General features: G+C 37.5%; 5 protein-coding genes, 1 rRNA gene and 1 pseudogene. 1 reads left to right on the top strand and 6 read right to left on the bottom strand.

Features of this window, described 5'->3' with window-relative positions; translation table 11 throughout:
* Both L866_RS0107290 and L866_RS09825 read right to left on the bottom strand, forming a co-directional pair.
* Nucleotides 1-197, bottom strand: a 16S ribosomal RNA gene (locus tag L866_RS0107290); the annotation flags it as partial.
* Nucleotides 198-566: 369 nt separating this feature from the next.
* A complete protein-coding gene (locus L866_RS09825) occupies nt 567-695 on the bottom strand; it encodes a hypothetical protein (RefSeq protein ID WP_281170805.1) in 129 nt (42 codons plus the stop codon).
* Here L866_RS09825 and L866_RS09850 point away from each other — a divergent pair.
* Complete coding sequence (locus tag L866_RS09850) at nt 646-1,275, top strand: prepilin peptidase (RefSeq protein ID WP_425387360.1); 630 nt, start codon at nt 646-648, stop codon at nt 1,273-1,275. The two genes, L866_RS09825 and L866_RS09850, sit on opposite strands and share 50 nt — an antisense overlap.
* Before the next feature lie 165 nt (nt 1,276-1,440).
* Here L866_RS09850 and rpoC read toward each other — a convergent pair.
* The 4 genes and pseudogenes from rpoC to L866_RS0107315 all read right to left on the bottom strand — a co-directional run.
* Nucleotides 1,441-4,972: pseudogene (rpoC, locus tag L866_RS0107300) on the bottom strand (DNA-directed RNA polymerase subunit beta'); the annotation flags it as partial.
* Nucleotides 4,973-5,063: 91 nt separating this feature from the next.
* Nucleotides 5,064-8,663 (bottom strand): DNA-directed RNA polymerase subunit beta, encoded by a 3,600-nt coding sequence (gene rpoB, locus L866_RS0107305; RefSeq protein WP_025730599.1) that lies wholly within the window; start codon nt 8,661-8,663, stop codon nt 5,064-5,066.
* A 317-nt stretch (nt 8,664-8,980) separates the two neighbouring features.
* The gene (locus tag L866_RS0107310) at nt 8,981-9,583 is read right to left on the bottom strand and encodes a class I SAM-dependent methyltransferase (protein ID WP_025730601.1); all 603 of its coding nucleotides are present in this window, start codon (nt 9,581-9,583) and stop codon (nt 8,981-8,983) included.
* A gap of 132 nt (nt 9,584-9,715) precedes the next feature.
* The gene (locus L866_RS0107315; RefSeq protein WP_025730603.1) at nt 9,716-11,110 is read right to left on the bottom strand and encodes an L-cystine transporter; all 1,395 of its coding nucleotides are present in this window, start codon (nt 11,108-11,110) and stop codon (nt 9,716-9,718) included.
* Nucleotides 11,111-11,411: the final 301 nt, after the last annotated feature.

Consider the following 11,411-nt stretch of genomic DNA (forward strand, 5'->3'; position numbering starts at 1 on the left):
GAAAATCATGCGGTATTAGCAGTCGTTTCCGACTGTTATCCCCCACTGATGGGCAGGTTACCCACGTGTTACTCACCCGTTCGCCACTCAGTCCATTCGGTGAGTGCAAGCACTCGGTGAATGAAACTGCGTTCGACTTGCATGTATTAGGCACGCCGCCAGCGTTCGTCCTGAGCCAGGATCAAACTCTCATGAAAGAATTTAATTGCTCATTTGTTTGCCAAAACTGGCGTTGTTATCACTTGTCCGTGATTTTGAATTGTTGTTTTAATTTGCTCCGTCAGAAACAAATTAACCCTACACATTTGGTTCGTCTTTATTGTTCAATTTTCAAAGGTCACTCGTTGATTACTTGTCGCATCAACTACTTTATAATATCATTTTGTAATCAAACTGTCAATACTTTTTAATAAAAAATATATTTTCATCATCTCATTGAAATAAATGAAACATGCAAAGTTGTAACAGCAATAAATATATTACCTTATTCTGGAAAAAAGTCAATACTTTTCTCCTAAAAAATTTGAACTATTTTTCATCAACTGCATCTATTATATATGAGGGGGTTAAATAATGTTCAATTTATTATTTATTTTATGTATATTTTTTATCGGATCGAGCTTCGCTTCATTTTTTACCGTCACCATTTGGCGTCGATTAACAAGCGCGCCTTCTTCTAAATTTTCGTATTGCAATCATTGTTACACGCAATTATCTTTTTTAGATATGATTCCAGTCTTATCCTTTTTATGTCTAAAAGGACGCTGTCGATATTGCTGTCGTTCACTCCCCACGGAAACTTTATTTGGAGAACTACTTACTGGTTATTGGTCAGTATTTATCTACTTATTCTTTAATTCATCAGTAGCATCATTAAGTATTATTACCATTGGATATATTCTCATTATTACAAGTATATTTGATTTGATTCAAAAAGAAATTCCTGATATTTTTTGGGGAATCAGTTTCATTTTTACTCTTCATCCTTTTCCCACATTAACTCAATGGAATACGGCGTTTATCCTGATAATTCTTATGTTTTTTATTCTATATTATATTCCTGGCTATTTCGAAGGTGCTGATTTCAAAGCCCTTATCATCTTATGTCTTATTCTACCTTTTCCAAAATGGGCTTTATTGAATTTAATAGCTAGTGGATTAGGCTTACTTTATCAATTATTCTACTTTTTATTTAAAAAGCATTTTATCTTAGAACTTCCTTTTATTCCTTTTATTACTGTAGCTTTTATGATTATTATTTCTTGCTATAATTAACGAAAAAAACAGGAGCCCGTTATGGCTCCTGCTTTTCATGTTTTAGACATATTCTTTTTTTGTAAAATTAGTCTTCTTTACTTGATGGAACAGTTAATTCAGCTTCATTTGTTGAATGAACTTCCGTTAAACGGTATGCCGATTCTGTTCGTTCTTCTTCTGTACTTGGTTTCATTTTACGGTAACGAGCCATTCCCGTTCCCGCTGGAATGATTTTACCAATGATAACATTTTCTTTCAATCCAAGTAAATGATCTTTCTTACCTCGAATCGCTGCATCTGTCAAGACACGTGTGGTTTCTTGGAAGGATGCTGCTGATAAGAAACTATTTGTTTCTAATGAGGCTTTCGTAATTCCAAGTAGTACTGGACGAGCTGTTGCTGGTATTTCTCCAGCTTTAATTGATGTTTCATTTTCATCCATGAAATCACCAATATCCATCATCGTTCCTGGTAACAAGTTAGTTGAGCCTGGATCCATTACGCGTACTTTACGAAGCATTTGGCGAACCATTACTTCGATATGTTTGTCTCCAATTTCTACCCCTTGCATACGATATACTTTTTGAACTTCACGAAGTAAGTAGTTTTCAACTGTTAATACATCACGAACACGCAACAATTCTTTTGGATCAATTGACCCTTGTGTTAATGGTGTACCACGTTTAACTAATTGGCCTTCTTCAACAATAATTCTAGATGTATAAGGGATTTCGTATGTTCTTGTGTCTGTTTCTCCCTGAATCGTGATTCTCTTCTCACGTTTTCCAGCGTCTTCTTCCACTTTAGAAACTTCCCCTGTAACTTCTGTAATTGTCGCTTGACCTTTAGGATTACGTGCTTCAAAGATTTCTTGAATACGAGGTAAACCTTGAGTAATATCATCTCCGGCAACCCCACCCGTATGGAATGTACGCATGGTTAACTGAGTACCTGGTTCACCGATTGATTGAGCCGCGATTGTTCCAACAGCTTCCCCAACTTCTACTTCTGAACCAGTTGCTAAGTTACGGCCGTAACATTTCTTACATACACCATGACGAGTATTACATGTAAATGCTGAGCGAATGCTTACTTCTTCAACATTGGCCGCTATAATTTGACGGGCAATATCTTCTGTAATCATATCATTACGAGCTACTAGTTCTTCACCTGTTTCAGGATGAACTACTCGTTTGTTTGCATAACGTCCGATAATCCGTTCTTCTAACGGTTCAATCATTTCGTTACCTTCTTTAATTGCACGTACATTTAGACCACGATCACTTCCACAGTCTGTTTCGCGAATAATCACATCTTGAGCAACATCTACTAGACGACGTGTTAAGTAACCTGAATCGGCAGTCTTCAGCGCCGTATCAGTCATCCCTTTACGAGCCCCATGGGTAGATGAGAACATCTCTAAGACAGTCAATCCTTCACGGAAGTTAGATGTAACAGGTAATTCCATGATTTTCCCACTCGGACTAGCCATTAAACCACGCATACCGGCTAGCTGTGTAAAGTTGGAAATGTTACCACGTGCTCCAGAATCACTCATCATGAAGATTGGGTTACGGTCATCCAATGTTTGCATTAACGCTTCTTGAATTTTATCTTTTGCTTTATTCCATGTGTCAATAACTCGCTCATAACGTTCGTTGTCTGTAATCAAACCACGTCGGTATAATTTAGTAATTTGTTCTACTGCTTCGTGTGCATTTTCTAAAATTTCAGCTTTCGTATCTGCAACCGTAATATCTGCAATACCTACTGTAATACCTGCACGTGTTGAATAGCTATATCCCAAGTTTTTCATACGGTCCAACATTTTACTTGTTTCAGCAATTTGGAATCGTTTGAATACTTCCGCGATAATGTTTCCTAAGTTTTTCTTCTTGAAAGGAAGTACTAATTCACGTGTTTGTAACTCTTCTAGAATATTAGTTCCTGGTTCCACGAAGTATTTATCTGGTGTTTTAACTTCTAAATTCTCAGTAGTTGGTTCATTTAAATATGGGAATTCAACTGGCATAATTGAGTTGAAGAATAATTTTCCAACTGTTGTTAACATGAGACGCTCACGTTGCCACTCTGAAAATGGTTTGTCTTTTAATGCTTTTGGATTAATTGCAATACGTGTATGTAAATGAACTTGTCCTGTTTCATAAGCAAGGATTGCTTCTTCTTCATTTGAGAAGATCATTCCTTCACCAACACGTCCGCCCTCTTCCATTGTTAAGTAATAGTTACCTAAAACCATATCCTGTGATGGTGTAACAACTGGTTTACCATCTTTAGGGTTCAAGATATTTTGTGCAGCAAGCATTAGTAAGCGTGCTTCGGCTTGTGCTTCTTGACTTAATGGTACATGGACAGCCATTTGGTCCCCATCAAAATCGGCGTTATAAGCCTCACATACTAATGGGTGTAAACGAATAGCACGTCCTTCAACTAGGACTGGTTCAAACGCTTGGATACCTAAACGGTGAAGCGTAGGTGCGCGGTTTAATAGAACCGGATGTTCACGAATAACTTCTTCTAACACGCCCCAAACACTATCGTCAAAACGTTCAATTTTACGTTTAGCATTCTTAATGTTAGATGCCATTTCACGTTCAACTAATTCTTTAATTACAAATGGTTTGAACAGTTCAAGTGCCATTTCTTTTGGTAAACCACATTGGTACATCTTCAAGTTTGGTCCAACAACAATAACTGAACGTCCTGAATAGTCCACACGTTTACCTAGTAAGTTTTGACGGAAACGTCCTTGTTTACCTTTTAGCATATGTGATAATGATTTAAGCGGACGATTTCCTGGTCCAGTTACTGGACGACCACGACGACCATTATCAATTAATGCATCTACGGCTTCTTGCAACATACGTTTCTCATTTTGAACAATAATATTAGGTGCATTTAAATCTAATAAACGTTTTAACCGGTTGTTACGGTTAATCACACGGCGGTATAAATCATTTAAATCACTTGTCGCAAAACGTCCACCATCTAATTGAACCATCGGACGTAAATCTGGAGGAATAACAGGAATAACATCCATAACCATCCACGTTGGATCGTTGCCAGATTCTTTAAACGCATCTAAAATATCTAAACGACGAATAGCACGTGTTCTTTTTTGACCTTGTGCTGTTTTTAAAGCTTCTTTTAATTCTATAATTTCAGCTTCAATATCGACACGTTTAAGCAATTCTTTAATTGCTTCCGCACCCATTAAAGCTGTAAAGCGATTGCCAAATTGGCGTTTACGTTCACGGTACTCACGTTCAGTCAATAATTGTTTGACTTCCATGCCTGTATCGCCACCGTCAATTACGACATATGACGCAAAATAAATAATTTCTTCCAAAGCACGTGGACTCATGTCTAGTAATAATCCCATACGGCTTGGAATACCTTTGAAATACCACACGTGAGATACTGGAGCAGCTAAGTCAATGTGTCCCATACGTTCACGACGTACTTTAGAGCGTGTTACTTCCACGCCACATCGTTCACATACTCTACCTTTTTCACTCATACGTTTGTACTTGCCACACGCACACTCTAAATCTTTAACCGGCCCAAAAATTCGTTGACAGAATAATCCATCGTTTTCAGGTTTTAACGTCCGATAATTGATTGTTTCTGGTTTTTTAACTTCTCCATAAGACCAACTACGGATCTTATCAGGAGAAGCTAAACCAATTTGCATACTTTCAAATTTATTAACATCTATCAAAGGGCTAACCTCCCTTTCTATTTAAGAACGCCCAAAGTGCTATTTTCTACAATGATTTTTTCTTTTAATCTTCATTCGTTAATTCAACTGTATCTTGTAAAGGTACATTTGCTGTAGACGATGCCATTGGATTATCTGAATTATTTGGTTTCTTATCACCACGTTGATTATCTACACTTCCGTAAGAAACACTTGCTTCTTCTTCCATGCCGTTTAAATCAACTTCTTGATTATCTTCATCTAGCACTTTCATATCTAAACCTAATGCTTGTAACTCTTTAACTAACACGCGGAAACTTTCTGGTACACCTGGTTTAGAAATTGGTTCGCCTTTAACGATTGATTCGTAAGTACGTACACGTCCAACTACATCATCTGATTTGTAAGTTAAAATTTCTTGCAATGTGTAAGCTGCACCATATGCTTCAAGCGCCCAAACTTCCATCTCACCAAAACGTTGTCCACCAAATTGTGCTTTACCACCAAGAGGTTGTTGTGTTACTAGAGAGTATGGCCCTGTTGAACGTGCATGCAATTTATCATCAACCATGTGGGCTAGTTTCATCATATACATGACACCAACTGATACGCGGTTGTCAAACGGTTCACCTGTACGTCCATCATATAAAGTTGTTTTTGCATCTTTCGCCAGTCCAGCTTCTTCCACTGTTCCCCAAACATCCGCATCTTGCGCCCCATCAAAAACAGGCGTTGCAATGTGAATACCTAATTGGCGTGCTGCCATTCCAAGATGCAATTCAAGTACTTGCCCGATGTTCATACGACTTGGCACCCCAAGTGGATTCAACATGATATCAACAGGCGTTCCATCAGGCATAAATGGCATATCTTCTTCTGGTAAAATAATAGAGACAACCCCTTTATTACCATGACGACCAGCCATTTTATCCCCTTCATTAATTTTACGCTTTTGAACAATGTAAACACGTACAAGCATGTTAACTCCAGGACTTAACTCATCCCCATTGCTACGTGTGAAAATTTTAATGTCGCGAACAATTCCGCCTCCACCATGTGGTACACGAAGTGATGTATCACGAACTTCACGCGCTTTTTCACCGAAAATCGCATGTAATAATTTTTCTTCCGGTGATAAGTCGGTTACACCTTTTGGCGTAATTTTACCTACTAAAATATCCCCATCATGAACTTCCGCACCGATTCGAATAATACCCATTTCATCTAAATTACGTAAGGCATCTTCTCCTACGTTTGGAATTTCTCGTGTTATTTCTTCAGGTCCTAATTTTGTATCACGAGCTTCTGATTCATACTCTTCAATATGAATTGACGTATATACGTCATCTTTTACAAGACGTTCACTCATAATAATCGCATCTTCATAGTTATAACCTTCCCATGTCATGAATGCGACTAATGGGTTTTGTCCTAAAGCTAATTCGCCTCTTTCCATTGAAGGACCGTTAGCGATAATATCGCCAGCTTCAACTTCTTCACCTAAAGTAACTTCTGGACGTTGGTTGTAACATGTTCCACTGTTTGAACGTTCAAATTTCATTAAACGATATTTATCTAATGTACCATCTTGACGACGAATACGAATTTGATCACTATCAATATATTCAACGACTCCATCATGTTTACATAGTAATGCAGCTCCTGAGTCATGTGCTGCAAGATGCTCCATTCCTGTCCCAATAAATGGTGCTTGTGGACGAATCAAAGGTACCGCTTGACGCTGCATGTTAGCCCCCATCAACGCACGGTTAGAGTCATCGTTTTCCAAGAATGGAATACATGCTGTCGCAACGGCCACAACTTGTTTTGGTGACACATCCATGTAGTCCACATCTTCAACACGGACTTCAATGTTATCACTCACTTTACGCGCCATTACAACTTCGTTCGCAAAACTTCCGTCTTCATTTAAAACAGAGTTCGCTTGGGCTACAACATAATGATCTTCTTCATCTGCTGTTAAATAGTCAATTTGATCTGTGACACGGTTAGTTTTCCAATCCACACGACGGTAAGGTGTTTCGATAAAACCAAATTCATTGATTTTCGCGTAAGTGGATAAACTGTTAATCAATCCGATGTTAGGTCCTTCTGGTGTTTCAATCGGACACATACGACCATAATGGCTATAATGGACGTCTCGAACTTCATATCCTGCACGGTCACGAGTCAAACCACCCGGTCCTAAGGCTGATAAACGACGCTTATGCGCTAACTCACTCAATGGGTTTGTTTGGTCCATGAACTGAGATAACTGACTGCTTCCAAAGAATTCCTTAATCGCTGCAACAACCGGACGAATATTGATTAATTGTTGTGGAGTAACCGTTGAAACGTCTTGAATTGACATCCGTTCACGCACAACACGTTCCATCCGACTTAAACCAATACGGAATTGATTTTGTAGTAACTCACCTACTGAACGAATACGACGGTTACCTAAATGGTCAATGTCGTCTGTATGTCCAATTCCTTCGTATAAGTTTAAGAAGTAACTTAATGAAGCAATCACATCTGCCACTAATAAATATTTCACATCACTTGGCACATTTGCATTACCTATTACGTGAATGATACGATCTGGATCGTTTGGTGAGTAAACTTTAAAAATTTGAATTTGAACAGGTTCCGTAACAACGCCATTTTCATTAGGTTGTAACGTCATCGTATTTAATCCACCATCTAAGTAAGGGGCTAAACGCTCCATCACTTCGCGATTAATTACTTCACCAGATTCTAAAATGATTTCGCCTGTTTCAGGATCCACTAATGTTTCAGCAATCTTTTGATTCATTAAACGCGTTTTTAAGTTTAATTTTTTATTGACTTTATAACGTCCTACTGGCGCTAAATCATAACGACGTGGATCAAAGAATCTTGCTGTTAAAAGACTTCTTGAACTATCAGCCGTTTTAGGTTCTCCCGGACGTAATCGTTCATAAATTTCTTTCAACGCTTCGTTCGTACGACTATCTGATTGATCACGATGTAAATCTTTTTCAATTGTTAGGCGTAATGTTTCTGAATCACCAAATAAATCAAGAATTTGATCATCTCCAGAAAAACCTAACGCACGAACTAGAACAGTTAATGGAATTTTACGTGTGCGGTCAATTCGAACGTAAGATACGTGTTTTGCATCTGACTCAAACTCTAACCAAGCACCACGGTTTGGAATCACGGTTGAACCGAAACTTTCACGTGCATTTTTATCAATTTTATCGTGGAAGTAAACCCCAGGTGAACGAACTAATTGAGAAACAATTACACGTTCTGCCCCGTTAATAATAAATGTACCCATTTCAGTCATCAATGGGAAGTCGCCAAAGAATACTTGTTGTTCTTTCACTTCACCCGTTTCTTTGTTGATAAGACGTAGGTTTACATAAATTGGCGCTGAGTAGTTTGCGTCATGTTGTCTTGCTTCTGTTACAGTGTATTTTGGTTCTTGAAACTCATAATCGATAAATTCAAGCGATAAATTACCAATGTGATCTTCGATTGGAGAGATATCCTTAAACATTTCGCGTAATCCTTCATCTAAAAACCATTGATAAGAATCACGTTGAATTTCAATTAAATTTGGTAGATCAAGCACTTCGCCGATTCGTGCGTAACTTCTACGAACGCGATGCTTGCCATACTTGACATTATGTCCTAACAAGCTTTCCACCCCTATTTTTTATTTTCGCCAATGTGACATTCTAGTTACAATTATTAAGTTGACGTTACAAACGATTCAATTGCTCATTTTTAAGCAAAAAAAATACAAAAGTTCCTTATTTCAAATTGAAATCTTTCCCTTTTGTTTTAAATATCGCGGCATGATGGACAATATTTCACCATGACTCTTTTTTTATCAACAGTAATTGTATCGTATCAATATTACATGATATTTTGGCTTCTGTCAATATTTTATCGATAGCTATTTTGTTCTATTAGTGTTTATTTATTTGACTTGAAATAATTCGTTCCATGCGGCTATTTTTCTCCAACAAGAATCCAATATCCTTTTTCACGTGTTAACTCATTCACTTTTGTAAAAATTTCTTCCATCTTTTTGAGTGCACTTGGCGCTCCTTGCTTTTTCTGAATTACACAAATCAAACGCCCGCCTTCTGTTAAATGGTTATATGCCTCAATTAATATTTGATGCACAACCTTTTTCCCTGCTCGGATAGGGGGATTAGTCACAATCAAATCATAATCTACTGTTTGAACTGCATCATATACATTTGATTCCCAAACATTTCCATTTGTGATTCCATTTTTTTGACGATTCGAACGAGTTAAATCAAGCGCTCGTAAATTAACATCCACTTGATCGATTACTAAATGAGAAGCACTTGCTCCTAACGCAATCCCCATTGGTCCATAACCACAACCAACATCTAACAATTTTTTTGATTCCGAAAGCCACTCTTTAGGTATACTTTCAATTAATACACGTGACCCAAAATCAATTGTTTTTTTAGAAAATACACCGTTATCTGTTTGAAATACTAATTCTTTTCCGCGCAATTTAAACGTGATCCATTCTGGAGCACTCTCAATTTCTGGTTGATTTGTATAATAATGATTCAATCGAATTCCTCCTCACTTCTTATAGGATATTTTACCTGTTATTCTTTCAAGCAACAACTATATTCCTTGTAATACTTAATTCTTTCCACAAAAAAAAGACGAACGCATCGCATTCATCTTTTTCCATTTATTTTAATGATCAAAGTTATTAGCCATTTTTTGATTCATATCATTTAAAATTGTATCATTTAATTGTCCAATTCGACGTGAAGCAATTACCCCTGCAACCATACTGTCATTCACATTTAATGATGTACGCGCCATATCAATAATTGGTTCAACTGAAACGAGTAACCCAATTATTTCAACAGGCAAACCTAACGTGCCAAAAACGATTAACGCGGCAAAAGTTGCCCCTCCGCCGACACCCGCTACACCGAATGAAGAAATGGCAACAGTACCCGCTATCATTAACCATACTGTTGGATCAGATAAGTCTAATCCCATCGTTGGTCCGATAATGGCCACAAGCATAGCAGGATAAATTCCAGCACATCCATTTTGACCAATTGAGAGTCCGAACGTTCCCGCTAAATTCGCCGTTGTTCGGTCTACACCAAGTGAAGCAATCTGCGTCTCTATGTTCATCGGCAAAGCCCCCGCACTTGAACGAGAAGTGAACGCAAAACTTAAAACAGGCCATACTTTTTTATAATAAGTTAACGGATTAACTCGAGCGACTAACAAAATCACACCATGAATGATAAACATCATGATAATAGCTGTATAACTTGCAATAACAAACGTTCCCATATTAATTAACGCTTTAAAACTACTTGTTGCTAAAGCTTTAGTCATTAAAGCGAAAATACCATAAGGAGCCATTCTTAACACCAGAGTTACAATCCGTGAAATAATAGCATATAAACTATCTACCCCTGTTTTAAAAACCGCTGCTTGTTCCGGTTGCTTACGAGCAACACCTAAGTATCCCACTCCCGCGAATATTGAAAATACTACCACTGAAATGACACTAGTTGGTCGACTGCCAGCTAAATCTTGAAAAACATTTGTTGGTATAAAATTCAATAGCTGTTCAGGTAAAGTCTGATTACTCACTTGGCTTTGTTGTTCTGTTACACTAATAATCCGTGCCGCCTCAGCTGAACCCTTTGTAAATTCAGATCCGGCTAATTGAAACACAATCACTGAGGTAATCCCTACTAAGGCAGCAATAAATACCGTACTGAGTAAAGTAGCTAATACGCTCGTCCCAATACGCCCTAAATTGGATTCCCCCTCAATTCGAGTAAATGCCCGTATTAATGACACCACAATAAGCGGAATTATTAACATTTGTAAGAAGCGAACATAGCCGTATCCGACCAAATTAATCCAATTTATAATTTGTTTAGTAGCATCACTATCTGTTCCTAGCACGACTTGGATAATGGCTCCAAATATAATACCGATAATTAACCCTAATAAAACTCTTCTTGAATATGGAACGTGTATCTTTTGCATCCAATATAAACTAAGTAAGATAGCAGTGAACACGATTAAAAAAAATATAATATGACCTAACATGCTTGCACTCCTTTATTTATTTCCTCTATTATCTTATTCCGTGCATTGCATTTCTTTACATTGCACTCAGTAAATACAAATCTTTAGCTCACCGTTATCGAGCTAATCTATCTACTTGTTGATTTTTGAAAACTACTAACAGTCTACCATTAGCTTGATGACTTTACCGAATGATTTGCTTAAAAATAGACAATTATAGCTAAATTTCAGTCAAGTCCATAATCTTGTGTAAAATACTATACAATGTTCTATACTCTCTTACTGGTTAAACTTGATATACTTTCTTGTAGAACTGAGCCAT

This window comes from Atopobacter phocae ATCC BAA-285 (assembly GCF_000526675.1).
GTDB lineage: Bacteria > Bacillota > Bacilli > Lactobacillales > Aerococcaceae > Atopobacter > Atopobacter phocae.

What these genes read in the sequence shown, in the direction of transcription:
- L866_RS0107315 (WP_025730603.1), bottom strand. Translation starts at nt 11,110, where the DNA reads ATGTTAGGTCATATTATATTTTTTTTAATCGTGTTCACTGCTATCTTA.